This is a genomic window from Azonexus caeni, assembly GCF_048146105.1.
Classification (GTDB): domain Bacteria; phylum Pseudomonadota; class Gammaproteobacteria; order Burkholderiales; family Rhodocyclaceae; genus Azonexus; species Azonexus aromaticus_B.
In genome coordinates, this window is sequence record NZ_JBKJAD010000022.1 from 35333 (window position 1) to 56335 (window position 21003).

Genomic DNA, 21003 nt, shown 5'->3' on the forward strand with positions numbered 1-21003 from the left:
TACGAAGAAACATGGCAGTTGATTGCCGCCTTGCCCCATGAGCCTCCTTTCGCTGATCGCCGTTTTCCTGATCGAGCAGTTCAAACCGCTGGACTACCGGCGCATCGTCGCGACGCCACTCGAGGCCTGGGCCGATTTCATCGAATCGCGCTTCAATGCCGGCGCCCACCACCACGGGATCGGCGCCTGGCTGGTCGCGGTTGCCCTGCCGGTCGTGCTGCTGGCCGGGTTCTACTACGCTTGCTACGCGGTGAGTCCGGCGCTTGCCTGGCTGCTCAATGTTGGTGTGCTCTACCTGACCATGGGCTTTCGGCAGTTCAGTCACCATTACACCGAAATCCAGCTCGCCTTGCGCCTTGGCGATCTTGAGCGCGCGCGCCAACTGCTCGGCGAATGGCAGGACCGGCCGACGCAAGGGTTGAGCGCGCGCGAAGTGGCGCGCTTGTCGATCGAGGGCGCGCTGGCCGCCTCGCACCGGCATGTTTTTGCCGTCCTGCTCTGGTTCGTGCTGCTGCCGGGGCCGTGCGGCGCGCTGCTCTATCGTCTGGCGCTGGTCATGCGCGAGCGTTGGACAGTGCTCGGCGGCGCGGCGCATAATGAGTTCGTAACATTCGCCCGGCAGGCTTTCGCCCTGATCGACTGGTTGCCGTTGCGGACGACGGCGTCGGCCTTCGCCGTCGTCGGCGATTTCGAGGATGCCGTGCATTGCTGGCGGACGCAGCCGGCGCTGTGGCCGGATCGCGATCTCGGCATCGTGCTGGCGAGTGGGGCAGGAGCGCTCGGCGTTCAGTTGGGCGGTTCGGTGGTGGACGAAGGCGAGGTTTCCGATCGGGCCGAACTCGGCCTCGGCGAACCGGCCGACGTCGATTTCATGCAGAGCGCCGTCGGTCTGGTCTGGCGGGCGACGGTGCTGTGGGTGTTGTTGCTCTTTTTGTTGGGGCTGGCCAATCTGGCGGGCTGAAAATAATTTTTAAGAGGAGTTCTACATGAGCAGAGAAGTTGTTGTCCTGAGCGCGGTCCGTTCCCCGATTGGCGCCTTCGGCGGTTCCCTGGCCGATTTCGATACCAGCGAACTGGCCGGCATCGTGATGAAGGAAGCGATCGCCCGTTCCGGCGTCGATCCGCAGCAGATCAACTACGTCACCGTCGGCACGACGATGCCGACCGACTCCCGTTATGCCTACGCCTCGCGCGTCGCCTCGATCCAGGCCGGCCTGCCGATGGAATCGGTCGCCATGCAGGTTTCCCGCCTGTGCGCCTCCGGCCTGCAGGGCATCGTCACCACCGCCCAGAACATCATGCTGAACGATGCCGACTACGGTATCGGCGGTGGCGTCGAAGTCATGTCGAAGGCTGCTTACCTGCTGCCGGCGCTGCGTTCCGGCGCGCGCATGGGTGACACCAAGGCGGTCGATTCGATGGTCGCCGTCCTCACCGACCCGTTCGGCGTTGGCCACATGGGCATTACCGCCGAAAACCTGGCGGAAAAGCATGGCATCACCCGTGAAGCGCAGGATGCCTTCGCCGTCGAGTCGCAGCGTCGTGCCGCCGCCGCCATCGACGCCGGCTACTTCAAGTCGCAGATCGTTCCCATCGTCAAGCAGACGCGCAAGGGCGAAGTTGTCTTCGATACCGACGAGCATCCGAAGCGCGGCACGACGATGGAAAGCCTGGCCAAGATGAAGCCGGCGTTCAAGAAGGACGGTACGGTTACCGCCGGTAACGCTTCCGGCATCAATGACGGCGCCGCCTTCTTCGTGCTCGCCGCCGCCGACGTCGCCGCCAAGGCTGGCTACAAGGCGCGTGCCCGCATCGCCGGTTACGCCGTTGCCGGTGTGCCGAACGACGTGATGGGCGAAGGCCCGATCCCGGCGACCAAGCTGGCGCTGAAGAAGGCTGGCCTGACGCTCGACCAGATGGACGTCATCGAATCCAACGAAGCCTTTGCCGCGCAGGCCCTGTCGGTGTCCAAGGTGCTCGGCCTCGATCCGGTCAAGACCAACCCGAACGGCGGTGCCATCGCCCTCGGCCACCCGGTTGGTTGTTCCGGTGCCTTCATCGCTACCAAGGCGCTGTACGAACTGGAACGCATCGGCGGCAAGTACGCGCTGGTCACCATGTGTATCGGCGGCGGCCAGGGGATTGCGGTCATTCTCGAACGCGCCTGACGCAAATATGTTCCAGCCTTGAAAATCGCCGGCAGCCGCCGGCGATTTTTTTTGCACCAGCTTGAATTGGTGCAGCACCAGATTGGGGCGGTGGTTTGCGTAGGGTTTTGCCAACTCACTGATTCGATGCCATTTTGGGGCGTGGCATGGATTCTGCTGAAAGATCTTCGAGAGCATCCTCAGTGACGAGTCCAACATGAACTTCTATAACGAGATGTATGACGCCAACGGCGGCGTCCGGGAGCACTACAAGGGATACGAAAACTGGCTGCGCGAGACGCCGCCGGAGCGCATCGAGCGCAAGCGGGCCGAAGCCGACCTGGCCTTTCACCGCGTCGGCATCACCTTCGCCGTCTATGGCGAGGAAGCCGGCAAGGAACGTCTGATTCCCTTCGACATCATTCCGCGCATCATCCCCGCTCAGGAATGGAAGGCGCTGGAACGTGGGATGCGCCAGCGGGTGCGGGCGCTCAACATGTTCCTGTGGGATATCTACCACGACCAGGAGATCCTCAAGGCGGGCAAGATTCCGGCTGAGCAGGTGCTGAACAACGCGCAGTACCGCGCCGTGATGCAGGGCGTCGATGTGCCTGCCGGCATCTACGCGCACATCGCCGGCGTCGACGTGGTGCGCGCCGGGGCTGGCGAGTTCTACGTGCTCGAAGACAATCTGCGGGTTCCTTCCGGCGTCTCCTACATGCTCGAGGACCGCAAGATGATGATGCGGCTCTTCCCCGAACTCTTCGCCCGGCACAAGGTGGCGCCGGTCCAGCATTACCCGGACATGCTGCTGGAAAAACTGCGCGCCGTCGCGCCGCAGGGCATCGCCGACCCGACGGTGGTGGTGCTGACGCCGGGCGCCTACAACAGCGCCTATTTCGAACACAGCTTCCTGGCCCAGCAGATGGGCGTCGAGCTGGTCGAGGGGCGCGACCTCTTCGTCAAGAACGACACGGTGTACATGCGCACGACGCAGGGGCCGCAGCGCGTCGATGTGATCTACCGGCGAATCGACGACGACTTCATGGACCCGCTCGCCTTCCGTGCCGATTCGGCGCTCGGTGTGCCCGGCATCCTGAAGGCCTACCAGGCCGGCAACGTCACCCTGTCGAACGCGATCGGCACCGGCGTCGCCGACGACAAGTCGATCTACCCCTACGTGCCGGAGATGATCCGCTTCTACCTCGGCGAGGAGCCGAGGTTGAACAACGTGCCGACCTACATGTGCCGCAAGAAGGACGATCTCGCCTACGTGCTCGACCACCTGGCCGAACTGGTGGTCAAGGAAGTGCATGGCGCCGGCGGCTACGGCATGCTGGTCGGCCCGGCCTCGACCAAGGAGCAGATCGAGAAGTTCCGCCAGCTACTGCTGGCCAAGCCGGACGGCTACATCGCCCAGCCGACGCTGGCGCTGTCCAACTGCCCGACCTTCGTCGAGGAAGGCATCGCGCCGCGCCACCTCGATTTGCGGCCCTTCGTGCTGTCCTCGGGCAAGTGCGTGAACATGGTGCCCGGCGGCCTGACCCGGGTCGCGCTGACCAAGGGCTCGCTCGTCGTCAATTCGTCGCAAGGCGGCGGCACCAAGGATACCTGGGTTCTGGAGGATGAATCATGCTGAGCCGCACTGCCGATCACCTGTTCTGGATGTCGCGCTACATCGAGCGCGCCGAGAATCTCGCCCGCCTGCTCGACGTCACCTGGCAGATGTCGCTGGTGCCGCAATCCGAAGAGGCGGCCAACCAGAGCTGGGCCGGGATCATTGCCCTGAACAGCCTGGAAGAAACCTATGCCGCCAAGTATTCGACGGTCAATGGCGAAAACGTGCTGCGCTTCATGGTCAGCGATCCCGACAATTTCTCGTCGATCCATAGCTGCCTGCGCCTGGCACGCGAGAACGCCCACGCCGTACGCGGCACGCTGACCACCGAGATGTGGGAAACGATGAACTCGACCTGGCTGGAAGCCCGCGAAAAGAGCTTCGAGCAGATCGTCAATGCCGGCATCGGCGACTACTGCGAGTGGGTCAAGATGCGTTCCTCGCTGTCGCGCGGGACGACGCTGGGCACCTTGTTGCAGGACGAGGCTTTCCACTTCATCCGTCTCGGCACCTTGCTCGAGCGCGCCGACAACACGGCGCGCATCCTCGACGTCAAATACCACGTGCTGCGCCCGCACGGCGAGGAAGAGGAAGCGACCGACTTCTACCAGTGGGGCGCCTTGCTCCGCTCGGTGTCCGGCTTCGAGGTCTACCGCAAGGTTTACCGCGACGTCATCACGCCGGAACGGGTTGCCGAACTGCTCATCCTCAACAGCGACATGCCGCGCTCCTTGCGCTTTTGCCTGAGCGGCGTGGTCAAGAACCTGGAACTGGTCGCCAACAGCCATTCCGGGGAGACGACGCGGCAGGCCGGGCAGCTCTACTCGCAACTGCGCTACGGCCGCATCGACGATCTGCTGGAAGGCGGCCTGCACGAGTGGCTGACCGACTTCATGGACCGCATCTACCTGATCGGCGACGGCATCAGCAAGGACTTCCTGGTGCCGATGGCCGAGGCCGCCTGAGTCTCAGCTAGCGTCCGCTGCCGCCTCGGCGGGCAGCGGGGTGAAGCCGGCGAGGGTGCTCGCCGCCTTGTGCGCCTGCTCGACCAGGCGGCGCAGCGCGCTGAAACCGCCAAGCAGTTGTTCCATGGCGTCGATCGACAGGCGGCCGCCAGCGCCGGCTTCGAGCAGCCTGGCCTTGAGGGCGTGGTAAGCCAGTTCGAAATCGGCCAGGGCGTTTTCGCCGAGTTGCGGTTTGCCAGACGGCTGCGGATCGAGCTGCACCAGCAGGTGCAGTGCTTGCGCGCTGAGCGCGCGCATTTCCTCGACCAAGGCGGCGTCGATTTGCGGCGGCAGGGCATGGATGTCGGCGAGTTCCGCGCACAGTTCATGGCAGGTGTCGTAATAGCGATGCACGCGCAGCAGCGCCGCCAGGTTGCGCGCCGTATCGGCCGGCATCGGGTGGCGATTGACCTCGGTGACGAAATCGACGATGGCGCGTGCCAGCGCCGGGAAGGGGTCGAGCGCCGGCCAGTCCGGGGCATCGCCGCTGGCTAGCGGCGTGCTGCGCTGGCGGGCCAGTTCGAGGACGATGTTGCCCAGGCGCGAGACTTCGCGATGCAGCGCATCGACTGCCAGCGCCGGCACCGCGCCGACGTTGCGGTCGATGTAGCGGGGGCGGCCGATCTCTTCCTCGCGCGTCCGGAAGCGGGTTTCCAGGAAACGGCTGAGGCGGGCGGTGAGCGGCCACATCAGGACGACGCCGAGCAGGTTGAAGACGCTGTGGAAGAGCGCCAGCGTGACGGCCGGCTGGGTTCCCAGTTCGAGCAGTTCGCGCAGGCGGGCGATCAGCGACAGCAAGAGCGGCAGAGCAAGCAGCGCGACGAGACCGGTCAGCAGGTTGAACAGCACATGCGCCAGCGCCGCCCGGCGGGCGTTCGGGGTGGCGCCGATGGAGGCCAGCAGGGCGGTTGCAGTGGTGCCGATGTTGGCACCGATGACCGCGCCGGCAGCTTCGCTCAGTGGCAGGACGCCGGCTTCGGCTAAAGTCAGGACGATGGCCAGGGTGGCGGCCGAGGCCTGCATCATCGCCGTCAGCACGGCACCGGCGAGGACGAAGGCGAGGATCGACCAGAGACCGTGACCGGACAACTGGCTGAGATCGATGGCGTTGCCGCCGCTAGCGAAAGCCTGTTGCAGGAAGCCGATGCCAAGGAAGAGGACGCCGAAGCCGGCCAGTGCATTGCCAATCGCGCCGCGCCGCGTTTCCTGGCCGGACAGGCGGAGCAGGACGCCGATGCCGATCAGCGGCAGCGCCGCCGCTTCCAGCTTGAGCTTGAAGCCGATCACGGCGACCAGCCAACCGGTGAAGGTGGTGCCGACGTTGGCGCCGAAGAAGACCCACAGCGACTGGCCGAGCGGCAACAGGCCGGCATTGACGAAGCCGATCGCCGCCACCGTGATGGCGCTCGACGACTGCACCAGCGCCGTCGCCACGATGCCGAACAGCAGGCCGCGCAGGCGGGTCGCCGTCCACCGGTGGAGCAGGCCGGAGAGCGAGGGGCCGACCGCCAGCTTGAGGCCGTCGGTCATCATCGTCATGCCGAGCAGGAAAAGGCCGACGCCACCGAGCATCGCCGCCAGATTGATTCCTTCCATAACTGCCCCTACGGTTTTCTGGTGGCCAGATTGCGGTGTCCGGCCGCCGCCGTCAAGCGCCGGTCAGCGCTTGAGCATGGCCAGCGCTAGGGCTTCCGCCACCTTGATCCCGTCCACCCCCGCCGACAGGATGCCGCCGGCGTAGCCGGCGCCTTCGCCGGCCGGGTAGAGGCCGCGCGTGTTGATGCTCTGGTAGTCGTCGCCGCGCTTGATGCGGATCGGCGACGAGGTGCGTGTCTCGACCCCGGTGAGCAGCGCATCGGCCATCGCGAAGCCCTTGATCTGCCGGTCGAAGGCGGGAATCGCCTCGCGCAGCGCGTCGATCACGAAAGCCGGCGCGCATTGCGCGAGGTCGGTCAGGTGCACGCCCGGCTGGTACGACGGTTCGACGCTGCCCAGTGCGGTCGACGGGCGGCCGGCGAGGAAATCGCCGACCCGCTGCGCCGGCGCGTCGTAGCTGCTGCCGCCGGCGATGAAGGCCTGGCTTTCCCAGTGGCGCTGGAAATCGATGCCGGCCAGCGGGTTCTGCCGGTAATCGCCGGGGAAATCCTCGGGTTCGACATTGACCACCAGCGCCGAGTTGGCGTTGCGTTCGGCGCGCGAATACTGGCTCATGCCGTTGGTGACGACGTGCCCCGGTTCCGATGTCGCGGCGACCACCTGGCCGCCCGGGCACATGCAGAAGCTGTAGGCGGCGCGGCCGTTGGCGCAGTGATGCACCAGCTTGTAGTCGGCGGCGCCGAGCAGTTCGTTGCCGGCGTTGGGGCCGAAACGGGCATGGTCGATCAAGGTCTGCGGATGCTCGATGCGGAAACCGATGGCGAAGGGCTTGGCTTCGACATAGACGCCCTCGGCGTGCAGCATCTCGAAGGTGTCGCGGGCGCTGTGGCCGATCGCCAGCACGACGTGGCGGCTGGCGATGCGTTCGCCGCCGGCCAGTTCGACGCCGGTGACCTGGCGGTTCTCGGTCAGCAGGCGCTCGACGCGGGCGCCGAAGCGGATCTCGCCGCCCAGCTCGCGGATCGTCGCGCGCATGTTCTCGACCATCTTGACCAGGCGGAAGGTGCCGATGTGCGGCTTGCTCAGGTAGAGGATTTCCTCCGGCGCGCCGGCCTTGACGAATTCGGTCATCACCTTGCGGCCAAGGAAGCGCGGGTCCTTGATCTGGCTGTACAGCTTGCCGTCGGAGAAAGTACCGGCGCCGCCCTCGCCGAACTGGACGTTGGATTCCGGGTCGAGCTGGTGCTTGCGCCACAGCCCCCAGGTGTCCTTGGTGCGCTCGCGCACCGCCTTGCCGCGTTCGAGGATGATCGGCCGGAAGCCCATCTGCGCCAGTACCAGCCCGGCCATCAGGCCGCAGGGGCCCATGCCGATGATCACCGGGCGCTCGCTCAGTCCCTCCGGGGCGTGGGCGACGAAGTGGTAATCCATGTCCGGCGCCGGCACGACGTGGCGGTCATCAGCCAGACGGGCGGCGACGGCGGCCTCGTCGCGCAGTTCGACATCGATCTGGTAGATGAGGACGATCGCCGACTTCTTGCGTGCGTCGTGGCTGCGCTTGACGATGCGGAAATCGACCAGCTCGTCGTCGCTGATCCCCAGGCGGGCGCACAGCGCCGGGCGCAGCGCTGCCGGCGGATGGTCGAGCGGCAGCTTGAGTTCGGTCAGGCGCAGCATGGTGTCAGCGCGTCTTGAACGGCTTGTGGCAATCCTGGCAACTGGCGTGCACCGCGTCGTAGGCGGCCTGGATGCGCGCCTGATCCTTGCTTCGCGCGGCAGCCAGCAGTTCGTCGGTGGCCTTCAGGAAGCTGTCGCGCTCGCGTGCGAAGCGCTCCGGCTCCTGCCAGACCAGCGGCGTCGCCTTGGTCGGCGGGTAATTGGTGTCGGGGCCGAAATGCGCCCAGGGGCCGTCGCGCTTCTCGTGCAGCGCGCTCGCCAGGCGCAGGAACTTCTCTTCCTCGTAGCGCTTTTCCCGCAGCATCACGCCCATCGGCTCGAAGACCTTGATGATCTCCTTGAACGCGGTCTGCCGGGTCTTGACCGGCTGGCCGGGGCGGGTGTCCTCGGCTTCGCCGCAGGCGGCGAGGAGAAGGGCGGAAAGCAGGGCGACGGTAAGGGGCCGGGAAAGACGCATGGCGGTACGGGGATGGCTTTGACGAAGGCCGGATTATACCCGCCGCCGGGCGTGCCGCCGGCCTACCAGGCGCGGGCGCCCTGCAGGTAGTTGCGCAGCGGCGCCGTGCGCGGCGTTGCCGGCTCGGCGGCGGTAGCCGGGGTCGCTGGGGCTGCGCTCGGCACGCTGGCTGCCGGCAGCAGCAGGTCGCGCAACTGCAGGAGCTGGACCAGGAGTTCCTCGTCCTCGGCCGCTTCCTCGATTTCGGCCAGCCGCTGCCGGGCATAGCCGGCGTCGCGGGTCAGGCGTTCGAGGTCGACGGTCTGGCCCAGCGTGCGCTTGACCTGCAGCTTGAAGCGGGCGAGTCGCTGCGCGGTTTCCATCGTCTTGTCCATGCGCTGTTCTCCTGTTCTGGTCTGGCTGTCCCGTTGGGGTCGGGGTAACTGGAGATTAGCGAGAATCGTGCCGGTTGCGGCGCTGCAGCATGGGTCCTGAAGAATCAGCGGCTTGCCGTCAAATCCATTGTCCAACAATGGTCTTGACGAGTCACTATGGTGCGGATCGGGGGCGATTTTGGCCGCTTTTGGTGCGCTGCGAAAAAGGCTCAGAGCATGCCGCGCTCGCGGATGAAGGCGATGATCGTCGCCAGTCCCTCGCCGGTCTTCAGGTTGCTGAAGACGAAGGGGCGCTCGCCGCGCTGCGCCTTCGCATCCTGCGCCATGACTTCGAGCGAGGCACCGACCAGCGGCGCCAGATCGATCTTGTTGATCACCAGCAGGTCGGACTTGGTGATGCCGGGGCCGCCCTTGCGCGGAATTTTCTCGCCGGCGGCGACGTCGATGACGTAGATGGTGAGGTCGGAGAGTTCCGGCGAGAAGGTCGCCGCCAGGTTGTCGCCGCCGGATTCGACGAGGATCAGTTCGACGCCGGGAAAGGCGCGTTGCAGGCGGTCGACCGCTTCGAGGTTGATCGAGGCGTCTTCGCGGATGGCGGTGTGCGGGCAGCCGCCGGTTTCGACGCCGATGATGCGTTCCGGCGCCAGCGCCGAGTGATTGACCAGGAACTTGGCGTCCTCGGCGGTGTAGATGTCGTTGGTGACCACGGCCATGTCGATCTGCTCGCGCAGAGCCTGGCACAGCGCCAGGGTCAGGGCGGTCTTGCCGGAACCGACGGGGCCGCCGATACCGACTCTGAGGGCTTGTTTGCTCATGTTTTTCCTAGGATCTGAAGAGACGGGAATACTGGGTTTCGTGACGCGCGCAGGCGATCGCGAAGGCCGGCGTGAAGTTCGACCAGGCGGCTTCGGGCAGCGTCAGTGCTGCCTCGGCGATCGCCGGCAGCCGGGCACCGAGATCGGCGAGCAGGCGCTGGCCGGCGGCCTGGCCGAGCGGTACCGCCTTCAGCGCGGCCATCACCTGGTTTTCCGCCCAGGCCCAAAGGTAGGCGGTCAGCGCCGCCGCCGGGGCCAGCTTCCAGGCGGCGGCGATGCCGGCCCAGACGGTGGGGAAGGCGACTTCGGGCTGCGCTTCGACGACGGCGCCAACGCCGGCCAGCGATTCGTCGCGCAGGTCGCGCAGCAGGCGGCGCAGCGAAAAGCCCATCTGCGCCGTTTCGGCGCGCAGCTCGGCGGTCTCGCGGCTGGCCAGGAAGTCGCCGTCGAGGCGCCGCACTTCGTCGGTGTCATCGTTTGTCCAGGCCTTGATCAGGGCCGCTACCAGCGGCGCCTCGTAGCGGCCGATGCCGTGCGCGAGCAGGTCGGAAATCCAGGCACCGGCACTGGCTTCGTCGCTGACGATGCCGGATTCGACCGCCCATTCGAGTCCCTGCGAATAGGTGTAGGCGCCGACCGGCAATGCCGGGCTGGCCAGTTGCAGCAGGCGGGCGAGCTGCAGCGAAGACGATGCGCGATTCATGGACGCATTGTCGCCCGGCAGGCGCCACCCGCCAATACGCAGTTGTGCGCAGGCGCCGGCGTCAGCGCAGGCAGACGAGGGCGGCGTTATGAAATTCCGGGATGCCGAGGTCGTTGTCGGTGGCGATCTCGCCGAGCGACAGGGCGCCGAGTTGCAGTGCCGTACCGGCGGATCGCTGCAATTCGGCCAGCTCTTCGCTGGCGCCAGGGCCGAAATGCATGCGGCGGCCGGCACAGTAGAAGGTCAACAAGGGATTGGCGTTCGTGCCCAGCTCCGCGATCAGCCGACCGATACAGGCACTGCTTTCGAGCGCCGGGGCGCGCAGCAGGCGCAGCATCGAATCGGGCGGCACCTCGCCGACACAGAAGATGGAGCCGTCCTCGTTGAAAGCAACGGGAATGCGAACCAGGATTTCCAGCGAGCCGACCAGCCCGAACGGGTAATGCACGGCGTAGTCGTAGAAATTGTCGTGCGTCAGGGCGATGCCGTAGTCGTCGGCGATGACCTGCTGATACACCGCCATTGCCGGTTTGCCGTCGATCCGGTCGATCCGGTTGCCCTGGGTGGACGTCGCCCGCATCAACGATTTGGCGACCGGATAAGCGTGTTCGACGCAGATTTTGCGGGTCGGTGGCAGGACGATGCCGAGGGCGCCGTGTCCCAGGCTGCGCTGGTTGTCGAACAGGCAGGCGATCGGCTGAAAGGTTTCGCTGCCGGCGCAGACCCCGCTGTAGCGGAAGCGGCGACCGAGTTCGCTGAAGAGATAGGTGAGCAGGCTGCTGGTGTTGGGTTGCATGCTGTCGAACACCAGAAACAGGTCCTTGGCGCCGTTGCCGTCGGCGGAATCGGCCGCAAGGGCGTTGGCAATATCTCTTGCGGCTGCAACCGGGTCACCAGCCAGATCGCCAACGAGAAAGTGATCGGTGGCTTCGGGGAGTGGCAAGAGAGCAACACCGTTGCTGCGGAAGGCTGCGCCATCGATCAGGGCCGGGAACACGGCGCCGAGCAGGGGAATGGAACGAGCGGCGCAGAGGGCCTGCAGTTCGCCGACGCGCGTTGCTTCGGCCTCCGGCAGCAGCGCAAAAAGCAGGGTTCCGGGGTGACTGGCGTGCAGTCGGTCAAGCCACTGGGCCAGCGTGACGGGCTCGAATTGTTGAAAGAGGCAGGGGGGCATCGAGGGCTCCGCGGAAAACTCACTTCTGCACCGCCGACCGAGGGGCGTCTGGCGGCGAGTTCAGGCAACGCTACACGGTGGTGGATTTTGAAGATTTTGTTGATTTTACGCGAAGTGCGCCGGTGCGTCAGCGTCCCAGAATACAAAGCCACCGACGGTTGATGCTCATGGCTTGAGAGCATTCGGAAAAAAATCGAACCTAGAATTATAAGTTGCTGTTTATAAAAATTAATGCGTCAATTTGTCGCATGTCGTGGTGCGACAATTTGTCACTTTTCCGGTCCTCTTCCTTTCCCCAGAATCCGCGTCGCGCCATCACGGCGTGATTTTTTCGAGTGACCGGATCGGCCCGCCAGAGGCCGAACGATCAGGGGTGTTGCTGAGGGTTTGCCAATGTCTTTGTTTTTCCCGCAAGGCCGGGGGGCTTCGGGCGGGATGCGGTCCGCGGGCGGCGTGGGCTCGGCCATCCTGGTCCACGGAATCCTGTTGTTGTTGATCGCCTTCGGGGCGACGCAAGGCGAGCGCATCGTCGAGGCGGCCAGGCCGATCGCCGTGCGCCTGCTCAGCGAGGCCGTGCCGACGCCACCGCAGCCCTTGCCGCCGGCGCAGCCCAAGGTCGTCCGGCGTACCGTCAAGTCGGTGGAGCAACCCGTGCTGGCCGCCGCCCCGGCGCCAGCCGCTACCAGCAGCTTTGTCGTCGCCGAACAACCGGTCGCTAGCCCGGCGCCGGTTGAGGCGCCGCCGGCACCGGCGGCCCCAGCCCTGCTTGCCGCCCGTTTCGACGCCGATTACCTGTCCAACCCGAAGCCGCCCTATCCGGCCGCGTCGCGCCGTCTGGGCGAGACCGGCACGGTGCATCTGCGCGTCCATGTCAGCGCCAGCGGCGAGGCGATCAAGGTCCAGCTCAAGCAGAGCAGCGGCTTCGAGCGTCTCGACAATTCGGCGCTGGAAACCGTCGCCCGCTGGCGCTTCGTTCCCGCCCGCCGGGGCGACGAGGCGGTTGCTGCCTGGGTCGTCGTGCCAATCGTATTTGAGCTTTCTTGAAGAAAAGGAGTCCTCGATGGGGATCATGCATTTCTGGAATCAGGGCGATTGGGTAACCCACGCGATCGCCATTCTGCTGGCGATTCTGTCTGTCCTTAGCTGGACGATCATCGGCCACCGCTTCTTTGCCCAGCTGCGTGTCAACCGCAGCATCGAACGGGCCTTCGACGCGTTCTGGGACGCGCCCAACCTGGCAGCCGGGGTGGACGCCATCCGCCAGCAGGACAAGAGCGACATCTTCGCCGGCATGGCGCAGACGGCGGCGCAGGTGATGGAAGTGCATGAGCGGCAGAAGGGACACAGCATCGGTGGTGGCGTCTCGAACAGCGAGACGCTGACCCGGGCGCTGCGCAACTACATGGTGCACGCCCAGGCGCGCAACGAATCGGGGCTGACGCTGCTCGCCTCGGTCGGTTCGACGGCGCCCTTCATCGGTCTGTTCGGCACGGTATGGGGCATCTACCATGCATTGGTCGGGCTGTCCGGCGCCACCCAGGTGGTGCTCGACAAGGTCGCCGGCCCGGTCGGCGAAGCGCTGATCATGACCGCTGCCGGCCTCTTCGTGGCGATTCCCGCGGTGCTTGCCTACAACGCGCTGAACCGCGCCAACCGGTTGGTCACCGCCTACCTCGACGGCTTCGCCCACGACCTGCACGCCTACCTGACCACCGGGGCCCGTTACACGCTGGCCCGGGTAGCCTGAGGAGGGCGCGATGTCCTTCGGTTCCTTCAACGAGGGCGGCAACGCCCCGATGGCCGACATCAACACCACGCCGCTGGTCGACGTCATGCTCGTCCTGCTGGTCATCTTCATCATCACCGCGCCGCTTTTCCACCAGGCGATTCCGATCGACCTGCCGCGGGTCAGCGCGACCAAGCTCGACGAGAAGCCCGAGGTCATCCAGCTGGCGATCAACGCCGACGGGATTGCCTACTGGAATGGCGAAGCGGTCCACCGCGCCATGCTCGATGCCCGTTTCGCCGAAGCCAGCGCGCGGCAACCCGAACTGCACCTGCGCGCCGACCGTCAGGTGCGCTACGAGGCCGTCGCCGACGTGATGGCGGCGGCGCAGCGCAACGGCATCGTCAAGATCGCCTTCGTCACCCAACCCAAGGGCGAGACGGACTGATTCACACCAACAATACAACAGGGGGTATGCAATGAAATTCGGGCGCAGCCTGATAGCCGTCGCCGTGGCGACGCTGATCGTCACACCGGTCGTCCAAGCCGACGACACGGAAAAGGTCCTGACCCCGGTCAAGACCACCGCCGATCTTGAAGCCGCCGAGGTCCAGGCGCGTACCGAACTGGGCCGCCTTAACGAATTCACGCCGATGGCCGGCAGCGTGCTCGAGCGCGAGGAAATCGAAGCGGTGCATTTCGTCGATTCGCTGCACGAACTGCTGCCGCGCGTGCCCGGCATCAGCATGAGCCGCAACCTGCGCTTCACCGACGGCGGCAAAAACTACACCGAGAATCGCATCGACGGCATGCGTGCCCGCAACACCGGTACCTACGGTTTCGTCGACCAGGTCAATGCCGGCGATATCGAGCGCATCGAGTTCATCCGTGGGCCGGGCTCTGTACTGAGCGGCAGCAACGCGATCGGCGGCACGATCAACGTGATCACCCGCGATCCCCCGGCCAAGCGCGAATACAAGGTGACCGGCGAAGCCTTCGAGGACGGCGGCTACCGCAGCGGGCTGACCGGCGGCGGCCGGCTGAACGACGACATCGGCTACTTCTTCAACGTCAATTACCTGGACAAGGACGGCTGGCGCGACCACAGCGAAGAACAGAAGACCTCGCTGAGCACGAAGTGGGTCTGGCGGCCGGACAGCAGTTCCCGGCTGGCTTTCCGCCTCGAACACATCGACGACGACTACCAGAGCCCGGGCACGCTCGACGAAGCGCAGTTCCATGACGACTGGCAACAGGCCGAGCCTGGCACCTTCTACCGGACCGACGTCAAATATACGACGCCGTCGCTGCACTACCGCAAACTGTTCGGCGAGACGGGCGAACTCAACCTGTACGGCCAGCGGCGCTATACCGATCAGACCTCGCGCACGTCGGGCTTCGGTTCCGGCGGCGCGTCGCTGGGCGATACCGATTCGGTGGAGAGCAATTTCCAGCTCATCTACAAGCACAATTTCCGCTTCGCCAAGACCTCGATTACCGGCGGTTTCGACTATCTCGATACCGCGAGCCGGAGCAAGAAGTTCGCCGATCTGGCACCGAACAGCTTCAGCTTCGTTCGTGGCGCCGTGACCAGCGATTCGAAAACCTACGAAAGCAACAAATCGCCATTCCTGCAGGTCGAGTTCTCGCCGCTCGATCCATTGCGCCTGACCTTCGGCGTGCGCCGCGACAACATCGAGTACCGGATCAACGACCAGCTCAACGACAACAAGGACGGCAGCGCCGAGTACAAGAAGACGGTGCGCAAGTTCGGCGCCCTTTACGAGTTGTCGCCGAAGACGCGCATCTGGGCCAACATCGCCGAAGGCTTCCTCGGCCCCGGCGTCAGCACGCTGCTCGGCAGCGGTACGCCGACCCCGGCGACGCCGCTGGCCGCCTGGAATTCGCGCTACGTGCCGACCAACATGGACCTCAAGCCGGAAGAATCGCTGACGCGCGAAATCGGCATCCGCGGCGAGTTCGATTTCGGCCTGCGCTACGACACCGGTTACTACGAAACCGATTTCAAGGACCTGATCGTCTCCCAGGCCTGCATCAAGGGTGTCGACTACTGCCGCACGCGCAACGTCAACGCCGCCAAGGCGACGGCGCACGGCTTCGAGACCTCGCTGGAATACGACGTCAACAAGTACCTGGAAATCGGCCTGACGCACACCTATGCCCGCTATCGCTATCTGGATTACGTCACTTCGAGTAGCGATTACTCCGGGACCCGCCGCTACTACACGCCGCGCAACCACTACAACCTGCGCTTCGTGGTCAAGCCGGCCGCAGGCTGGCGGGTCGAACTGGAAGGCGACTACATCGACAGCTACTACACCAACCAGGCCAATACCGACCGTTACAGCCGTCCGGATCTCTACAACCTGCGCGCCAGCTACCACGCCAAGGCGTGGAGCGCCTGGCTGCATGTACTCAACCTGATGGACACCAAGTACGCGGAACGGGTCGGTTCGACCGACGCAGCGGTGCGCGAGTCCTTTACCGACGGCTACACGCCGCGTCTGGTCCGGGTTGGCCTTTCCTACCAGTTCTGAGCGACTGCCCCATGCGCAAATCGATTCCCCTCCTGCTCGCCGTTCTCTGCTGGAACAGTCTGACGCCGCTCCTCGCCCAGGATGCCGGCGAGCGGCCCGGGCCGCCGCCCGGCGTCAGTCGCGGCGATTACGCCGGGCCGCGGCCGCCGGCCGATGCTTCCGACGAAGAAAAACGGGCCTTCTGGCGGGCGCGGGCGGCCGAGCGGCGCCAGGCCGAGGTGGCGACGCCGGTGGCTGCGGAAGCCGCCGCGCCAGCGGCCGAAAAGGCGCCGCCGGCGGCTGATGCTCGCCCAGGCAAGCCGGCAGCCGGCGAGGCACCGGCCGCTCGCGCCCAGGCGGTCGATCCGCATGCCGGGCACATGATGGCGATGGCCGCACCGCCGGCGCCGGCCGCCGCCGCCTCGGGCCGGCCGCGCGGCATGCGCGGCGGCGGCGACGGCGTGCTCTGGTTGAGCGACCAGGCGCCGCGCCGCGACGGCGGCGGGCGACCCGGTGGCGCCCGTGGCGGCAATCCGATGGCGGCTATGGGAGGCGCGGGCGGCATGGACGACATGGGCATGGGCGGCGCGCCCGGCCGTATCCCGAACAAGCGCCTGTGGCTGCGCAGCGGCAGCAACCCGCAGACGGCGGGCAGCGTGCCGGCGAGCGAACCGGTATTGCTGCTCGATGCACAGCAGCAGGCCTCATCCATCGACGTCGAAGCGCATGGCGGTCCCTACAACGTAACCTTCCCGATGCCCGAGCCGGGCGTCTACAACGCCTATTTCGTGCGCCGCGCGGTTGACCGCGAAACGCTCGCGGTGACCGTTGCCAAGGCCGAGGTGATGCGTTCGGCCGGGCATGCGAAGGTCGAAGGCGAGGACCAACTGATGGTGCCGCGCACCGACGCCCGCGTGCCGGTCGAGATCGTCCGCGAGCGCAAGGAAAAGGAAGGGCTGTTTACCCGCATCAACTACGGCGACGTGCTCGCCTTCCAGGTGCTGCGCGACGGCAAACCGGTGCAGAACGCCCGCGTCACCTTCACCAGCGGCCAGGGCTGGAGCAACAGCGTGCAGTCCGACGAGGACGGCCGTGCCAGCTTCGTCGTCATCCGCGATTATTTCCCCGAGTGGCGCGAGTTCGACCGCCGTCACCGCGAGACCTTCGTGGTCAGCGCCAGCTTCCCGCTCGATCAGGCCGGCGAATGGCAGGGCACGCCCTACCGCGACGTGCGCTACACGACGACGCTGGCCGGTGCCTACTATCCGGCGATCGAGGATTACGAGTCCTACGCCTGGGGGCTGGGCATTGCCGTCGTCGCGCTGCTCTTCTCGGGTACGGCGATCTACCTCTACCGCCGGCGCCGGGTGCGGCCCTACCGCGAGGTGAGCTTCGATGAGTAAGTTGCGCGCCGCGGTCAACAACGTCGACCTGAAGCGTTTCCGTTTCTGGTTCCAGCTCGCCGCCTTCCTCCTCTTCGTCTATGGCGGCTACCTGGCAATCAACCTCGGCAACAACCTGCCGATGTTCGGCTGCGGCTACATCCGCGACGGTCGCGCCGGCGTCTGCTACCTGCTGCCGCTGCAGCACCAGCTGGCGCGCCCCTGGGGTCAGTTGTTCGGTTACGCGGGAATCGCCGTGCTCACCGGTTTCGCCATCTTTGCGCTGTGGTTCATCGTCCTCAACAAGGGCTGGTGCGGCTTCGTCTGCCCGCTCGGCACCTTGCAGGACTGGCTGACCAGCCTGCGCCAGAAGCTCGGCATCCGCCAGTCGGGCTATACGCACGAACAGTTCCGCCGGCTGACCTGGATCAAGTACGTGCTGCTCGCCTTGATGTTGCTGATTCCGCTCGGCATCGGCGGCGGCCTGTGGTCGCACGAGGTCGGCGCGCCGTTCTGCCAGATCTGCCCGGGGCGGATGGTGCTGCCGCTGTTCGTCGGCGACTTCTCGCAATGGACGATCGACTTCTCCAGCCCCGGCAAGATCGTCCTCACCGCGCTGGGCATGGGCATCACCGGCCTGTTCATCGTCGGCGCCTTCGTCAAGAAGCGCTTCTTCTGCTTCTTCTGCCCGATGAGCGCGCTGCATTACCTGCTTTCCAAGCCGGCGCTGCTGCGTCTGCGCAAGGACGGCAGCAAATGCACCCGTTGCGGCGACTGCTACACCGCCTGCGACATGGAAATCCGCGAGATCGCCGACGACGTCGAACGCAAGGAAATCATGACCGACGACTGCACGCTGTGTTTGAAGTGCGTTGCCGCCTGCCCGGAAAAGGGCGCGCTGAAGGTCGATTTCGCCAACATCACCTTCTTCGAATCGACCGAGGAAGGCTTCATCAAGCGCATGAACAAGGGAATCCGCAAGTGAGTGAAATCCGCGAAGTGCCGCTCAAGCCGGCATTCAACCAGAGCCGCCAGGCGCGCGAAGCCGAGGTCATGCTCAACCACATCGTCGACGATTTCATCGACAACCCGGCGGCGATGACTTACTTCTACGACCTCTTCCGCCACGCCTTCATCGAAGGTGCGCCGCTCGACCGCGACGGGCCGGGCATCGGCACCACCTGCATCCAGGTGCCGGAAGAGCTGATCTACGCCGTCGGCGCGACGCCGGTCCGCCTGTGCAACGGTGCCTACCATTACGACCAGGTCGGCGCCGACTTCATGCCGGCCAAGTCCTGCTCGCTGGTCAAGGCAACGCTCGGCCGCCTGCATTCGGAAAAGGCCGTGCCCGACGTCGGCAAGCTGGCGCTGATCGTCAATCCGACGACCTGCGACCAGAAGAAGAAAGCCGCCCAGATGATGGAAGGCATGGGCTACGAGGTCTACGACATGGACCTGCCGAGCGCCAAGGACAACGAGGCGGCGCGCGAATACTGGCGGCGGGTGGTCAAGCAACTGGCGGCAAGGCTGCAGAAAGTCACCGGCAAGAAGCTGACCCGGCAGCGCCTGCGTGAGGCGATGGCCAAGACTTCGCGCGCCCAGGCCGCCTTCCGCACCCTGCACAACTTCCGCCGCAAGGCGCCGTCGCTGATCCTCGGCAAGGACGTCTTTCTCGTCACCAACGCCTATTTCTTCGACGACATCGAGCGCTGGAGCGCCGCCGTCGAAGCGCTCAACGCCGAACTGGCGCAGCGCGAGGCCGAAGCGTTCAGCGCCGTGCAGAAGAAGGCGCCGCGCATCGTGTTCACCGGCTCGCCGCCGATCTTTCCCAACGTCAAGCTGCCGCTGCTGATCGAAGAGGCGGGCGGCGTCGTCGTCGCCGACGAGACCTGCTCGGCCAATCGCATGCTCTACGACATGACGGCGGTCGACGAATGGCTGGTCAGCCACATGATCGAGAGCATCGCCGACAAGTACCTGAAGCCCTGCACCTGTCCGATCTTCACCCGCAACGACGACCGCATCCGGCGCCTGCTCGACCTTGTCTCCACCTTCAACGCCGACGGCGTCGTCTACCAGTCCTTCGCCGGCTGCCAGGTGTACGAGATGGAGCAGCGCAGCGTCGCCGAGGCGCTGAACAAGGCCGGCATCCCGATGCTCTACATCGAAACCGACTACAGCCCGGACGACATGGGCCAGCTGTCGACCCGCGTCGAGGCCTTCCTCGAATCCATCAAGACCCGTAAAAGACAGGCTCGCGCATGACCTACTTCGCAGGCATCGACATCGGCTCCACCGCCATCAAGACCGTACTGATCAACGCGGGCGGCGAGATTGTCGGCATCCACGTCACCGACTCCGGCAGCCTCTTCCACAAGAACGCCAAGGAAGCGCTGCGCGTTTTATTGGAAAAGTCGGGGGTGGACCGGGCGCAACTGAAATATCTGATCGCCACCGGCTACGGCCGCAAGCTGTTCAAGGAAGCCGACGATTCGATTTCCGAGATCACCGCCAACGCCATCGGCGCCCACGAGACCGGCAAGGCCTACGGCGGCGTGCGCACCATCATCAACATCGGCGGCCAGGATTCGAAGGCGATCCAGATCGACGACAGCGGCAACGTCAGCAACTTCGTGATGAACGACAAGTGCGCCGCCGGCACCGGCCGCTTCCTCGACGTCGCCGCGCGCAACCTCGACCTCGACCTGGAAGACCTCGGCGACATCCACTTCACCGGCAGCGGCGCGCCGCTGTCGATCAACAGTACCTGCACCGTCTTCGCCGAATCCGAGATCATCGGCCTGCTCGCCAACGGCCACGGCAAGGCCGAGATCGTCGCCGGCATCCACTATTCCATCGCCAAGCGCACGGTGCGCCTGGCCAAGCGGGTCGGCATCGAGGATCGGGTTTATTTCGATGGTGGACCGGCGCTCAACAAAGGGCTGGTTGCCGCCATCCAGGACGAGCTGCAGCGCGAGCTGGTGGTGCCGCAGTACCCGCAGACGACCACCGCCTACGGCGCCGCCGTGCTGGCGCGCAGCGAGTTCCTCGCCGAACAGCAGGAAGGCCACTGACGATGCCGGTCGAGGCGGTGGCCATCGGCCTGCCGATGGCGCTCGGGCTGGGGCTGGTCTATGGGCTCGGCCCCTGTCTGCTCAGTTGCCTGCCCTATCTCGGGCCGCTCTTCGTCAACGCCGACCAGGGCATCGCCCGCTCGTGGCGTATCCTGCTGCCGGTCTCGCTCGGCCGCTTGACCGTCTATGGCGGCTTCGGCGCGATCAGCGGCTGGTGGGGCGGGCGCTACGTCGGCGGAGTGAATGGCTGGGTGGTGCATCTGACGGTCGGCGTCGCCCTCGTGCTGGTTGGCCTCGCGCTGCTCGGCCGGCGGCGTCCGGCTTGCGGCAGTTGCGCGCCAAAAGATGAACAGAAAATCAGTTGGCGACCGCGCCAGGCGGCGGCCCAGGCGATGCCGTCCGGGCTCTACCTGATGGGCGTCGGCATGGCGCTGACCCCTTGCGCGCCGCAGGGCGCGGTGCTGGTCGCGGCGGCGGCCAGCGGCACGGCGTGGAGCGGCGCCGCGCTCGGCCTCAGTTTCGGCCTCGGCGCCATCGCCGCGCCCTGGCTGGTGTATGGCACCGTCGTCGCCTACGTCGGCCAGCAACTGCGCGAACAACTGGGGCGCTGGCAACCGCGCATCGAAGCATTGAGCGCGTTCCTGTTGCTGGGAACGGGCCTCGTCCAGCTCTGGCAAGGGGCCAGCGCCAGCGGCATCGTATGAAACGGGAGAAGAGAA

Annotated in this window: 20 protein-coding genes; 13 read left to right on the top strand and 7 right to left on the bottom strand. The window is 65.7% G+C overall.

Going from position 1 to position 21003, the window contains the following annotated elements; genetic code table 11:
- The first annotated feature begins 37 nt into the window (after nt 1-37).
- From ACLIIZ_RS17250 to ACLIIZ_RS17265, 4 genes are all read left to right on the top strand, one after another.
- Complete coding sequence (locus tag ACLIIZ_RS17250) at nt 38-961, top strand: CobD/CbiB family protein (protein ID WP_416694076.1); 924 nt, start codon at nt 38-40, stop codon at nt 959-961.
- A gap of 25 nt (nt 962-986) precedes the next feature.
- The gene (locus ACLIIZ_RS17255) at nt 987-2168 is read left to right on the top strand and encodes an acetyl-CoA C-acyltransferase family protein (RefSeq protein WP_416694078.1); all 1182 of its coding nucleotides are present in this window, start codon (nt 987-989) and stop codon (nt 2166-2168) included.
- Between the two features lie 196 nt (nt 2169-2364).
- Entirely contained in the window at nt 2365-3786 is a 1422-nt protein-coding gene (locus ACLIIZ_RS17260) for a circularly permuted type 2 ATP-grasp protein (protein ID WP_416694080.1), read from the top strand.
- Complete coding sequence (locus ACLIIZ_RS17265) at nt 3780-4730, top strand: alpha-E domain-containing protein (protein WP_416694082.1); 951 nt, start codon at nt 3780-3782, stop codon at nt 4728-4730. The genes ACLIIZ_RS17260 and ACLIIZ_RS17265 overlap by 7 nt, the downstream gene beginning before the upstream one ends.
- A 3-nt stretch (nt 4731-4733) precedes the next feature.
- Here ACLIIZ_RS17265 and ACLIIZ_RS17270 read toward each other — a convergent pair whose 3' ends face one another.
- The 7 genes from ACLIIZ_RS17270 to ACLIIZ_RS17300 form a co-directional block, all read right to left on the bottom strand.
- The gene (locus ACLIIZ_RS17270; protein WP_416694084.1) at nt 4734-6365 is read right to left on the bottom strand and encodes a Na/Pi cotransporter family protein; all 1632 of its coding nucleotides are present in this window, start codon (nt 6363-6365) and stop codon (nt 4734-4736) included.
- 63 nt (nt 6366-6428) lie between these two features.
- Nucleotides 6429-8042 (bottom strand): NAD(P)/FAD-dependent oxidoreductase, encoded by a 1614-nt coding sequence (locus ACLIIZ_RS17275; RefSeq protein ID WP_416694086.1) that lies wholly within the window; start codon nt 8040-8042, stop codon nt 6429-6431.
- A 4-nt stretch (nt 8043-8046) separates the two neighbouring features.
- A complete protein-coding gene (locus ACLIIZ_RS17280) occupies nt 8047-8499 on the bottom strand; it encodes a c-type cytochrome (RefSeq protein ID WP_416694088.1) in 453 nt (150 codons plus the stop codon).
- A gap of 62 nt (nt 8500-8561) precedes the next feature.
- A complete protein-coding gene (locus ACLIIZ_RS17285) occupies nt 8562-8873 on the bottom strand; it encodes a hypothetical protein (protein ID WP_416694090.1) in 312 nt (103 codons plus the stop codon).
- Nucleotides 8874-9082: 209 nt separating this feature from the next.
- On the bottom strand, nt 9083-9688 hold the full coding sequence (gene ureG, locus ACLIIZ_RS17290) for an urease accessory protein UreG (RefSeq protein WP_416694092.1): 606 nt from the start codon (nt 9686-9688) through the stop codon (nt 9083-9085).
- A gap of 7 nt (nt 9689-9695) precedes the next feature.
- Nucleotides 9696-10391, bottom strand: a complete 696-nt coding sequence (locus ACLIIZ_RS17295) for an urease accessory protein UreF (RefSeq protein ID WP_416694094.1) — start codon at nt 10389-10391, stop codon at nt 9696-9698.
- 61 nt (nt 10392-10452) lie between these two features.
- On the bottom strand, nt 10453-11565 hold the full coding sequence (locus ACLIIZ_RS17300; RefSeq protein WP_416694096.1) for an FIST signal transduction protein: 1113 nt from the start codon (nt 11563-11565) through the stop codon (nt 10453-10455).
- 489 nt (nt 11566-12054) lie between these two features.
- Here ACLIIZ_RS17300 and ACLIIZ_RS17305 point away from each other — a divergent pair, with 489 nt between their 5' ends.
- Genes ACLIIZ_RS17305 through ACLIIZ_RS17345 form a run of 9 tightly spaced genes read left to right on the top strand, consistent with a single transcriptional unit; the run spans nt 12055 to nt 20988 of the window.
- Complete coding sequence (locus tag ACLIIZ_RS17305; protein ID WP_416694098.1) at nt 12055-12609, top strand: energy transducer TonB; 555 nt, start codon at nt 12055-12057, stop codon at nt 12607-12609.
- 16 nt (nt 12610-12625) lie between these two features.
- A complete protein-coding gene (locus ACLIIZ_RS17310; RefSeq protein WP_416694100.1) occupies nt 12626-13312 on the top strand; it encodes a MotA/TolQ/ExbB proton channel family protein in 687 nt (228 codons plus the stop codon).
- 10 nt (nt 13313-13322) lie between these two features.
- Complete coding sequence (locus tag ACLIIZ_RS17315; protein ID WP_416694102.1) at nt 13323-13739, top strand: ExbD/TolR family protein; 417 nt, start codon at nt 13323-13325, stop codon at nt 13737-13739.
- A gap of 31 nt (nt 13740-13770) precedes the next feature.
- The gene (locus tag ACLIIZ_RS17320) at nt 13771-15849 is read left to right on the top strand and encodes a TonB-dependent receptor (RefSeq protein WP_416694104.1); all 2079 of its coding nucleotides are present in this window, start codon (nt 13771-13773) and stop codon (nt 15847-15849) included.
- A gap of 11 nt (nt 15850-15860) precedes the next feature.
- Nucleotides 15861-17231 carry a hypothetical protein gene (locus ACLIIZ_RS17325; RefSeq protein WP_416694106.1) on the top strand — a complete coding sequence of 457 codons (1371 nt, stop codon included), beginning with the start codon at nt 15861-15863 and terminating at the stop codon, nt 17229-17231.
- Nucleotides 17224-18195 (top strand): 4Fe-4S binding protein, encoded by a 972-nt coding sequence (locus ACLIIZ_RS17330; protein ID WP_416694108.1) that lies wholly within the window; start codon nt 17224-17226, stop codon nt 18193-18195. Before ACLIIZ_RS17325 ends, ACLIIZ_RS17330 begins: the two co-directional genes overlap by 8 nt.
- Complete coding sequence (locus tag ACLIIZ_RS17335) at nt 18192-19475, top strand: double-cubane-cluster-containing anaerobic reductase (protein ID WP_416694110.1); 1284 nt, start codon at nt 18192-18194, stop codon at nt 19473-19475. Before ACLIIZ_RS17330 ends, ACLIIZ_RS17335 begins: the two co-directional genes overlap by 4 nt.
- Complete coding sequence (locus ACLIIZ_RS17340) at nt 19472-20284, top strand: acyl-CoA dehydratase activase (RefSeq protein ID WP_416694112.1); 813 nt, start codon at nt 19472-19474, stop codon at nt 20282-20284. Before ACLIIZ_RS17335 ends, ACLIIZ_RS17340 begins: the two co-directional genes overlap by 4 nt.
- Nucleotides 20285-20286: 2 nt before the next feature.
- Entirely contained in the window at nt 20287-20988 is a 702-nt protein-coding gene (locus ACLIIZ_RS17345) for an urease accessory protein UreH domain-containing protein (protein WP_416694114.1), read from the top strand.
- Nucleotides 20989-21003: the final 15 nt, after the last annotated feature.

Excerpts from the sequence above, each read along its gene's own strand:
- ACLIIZ_RS17300 (WP_416694096.1), bottom strand. The coding sequence starts at position 11,565 with ATGCCCCCCTGCCTCTTTCAACAATTCGAGCCCGTCACGCTGGCCCAG.
- ACLIIZ_RS17320 (WP_416694104.1), top strand. The coding sequence starts at position 13,771 with ATGAAATTCGGGCGCAGCCTGATAGCCGTCGCCGTGGCGACGCTGATC.
- ACLIIZ_RS17285 (WP_416694090.1), bottom strand. The coding sequence starts at position 8,873 with ATGGACAAGACGATGGAAACCGCGCAGCGACTCGCCCGCTTCAAGCTG.
- ACLIIZ_RS17255 (WP_416694078.1), top strand. The coding sequence starts at position 987 with ATGAGCAGAGAAGTTGTTGTCCTGAGCGCGGTCCGTTCCCCGATTGGC.
- ACLIIZ_RS17275 (WP_416694086.1), bottom strand. The coding sequence starts at position 8,042 with ATGCTGCGCCTGACCGAACTCAAGCTGCCGCTCGACCATCCGCCGGCA.
- ACLIIZ_RS17310 (WP_416694100.1), top strand. The coding sequence starts at position 12,626 with ATGGGGATCATGCATTTCTGGAATCAGGGCGATTGGGTAACCCACGCG.
- ACLIIZ_RS17345 (WP_416694114.1), top strand. The coding sequence starts at position 20,287 with ATGCCGGTCGAGGCGGTGGCCATCGGCCTGCCGATGGCGCTCGGGCTG.
- ACLIIZ_RS17340 (WP_416694112.1), top strand. The coding sequence starts at position 19,472 with ATGACCTACTTCGCAGGCATCGACATCGGCTCCACCGCCATCAAGACC.
- ACLIIZ_RS17260 (WP_416694080.1), top strand. The coding sequence starts at position 2,365 with ATGAACTTCTATAACGAGATGTATGACGCCAACGGCGGCGTCCGGGAG.
- ACLIIZ_RS17330 (WP_416694108.1), top strand. The coding sequence starts at position 17,224 with ATGAGTAAGTTGCGCGCCGCGGTCAACAACGTCGACCTGAAGCGTTTC.
- ACLIIZ_RS17295 (WP_416694094.1), bottom strand. The coding sequence starts at position 10,391 with ATGAATCGCGCATCGTCTTCGCTGCAGCTCGCCCGCCTGCTGCAACTG.
- ACLIIZ_RS17315 (WP_416694102.1), top strand. The coding sequence starts at position 13,323 with ATGTCCTTCGGTTCCTTCAACGAGGGCGGCAACGCCCCGATGGCCGAC.
- ACLIIZ_RS17265 (WP_416694082.1), top strand. The coding sequence starts at position 3,780 with ATGCTGAGCCGCACTGCCGATCACCTGTTCTGGATGTCGCGCTACATC.
- ACLIIZ_RS17325 (WP_416694106.1), top strand. The coding sequence starts at position 15,861 with ATGCGCAAATCGATTCCCCTCCTGCTCGCCGTTCTCTGCTGGAACAGT.
- ACLIIZ_RS17280 (WP_416694088.1), bottom strand. The coding sequence starts at position 8,499 with ATGCGTCTTTCCCGGCCCCTTACCGTCGCCCTGCTTTCCGCCCTTCTC.
- ureG (WP_416694092.1), bottom strand. The coding sequence starts at position 9,688 with ATGAGCAAACAAGCCCTCAGAGTCGGTATCGGCGGCCCCGTCGGTTCC.
- ACLIIZ_RS17270 (WP_416694084.1), bottom strand. The coding sequence starts at position 6,365 with ATGGAAGGAATCAATCTGGCGGCGATGCTCGGTGGCGTCGGCCTTTTC.
- ACLIIZ_RS17250 (WP_416694076.1), top strand. The coding sequence starts at position 38 with ATGAGCCTCCTTTCGCTGATCGCCGTTTTCCTGATCGAGCAGTTCAAA.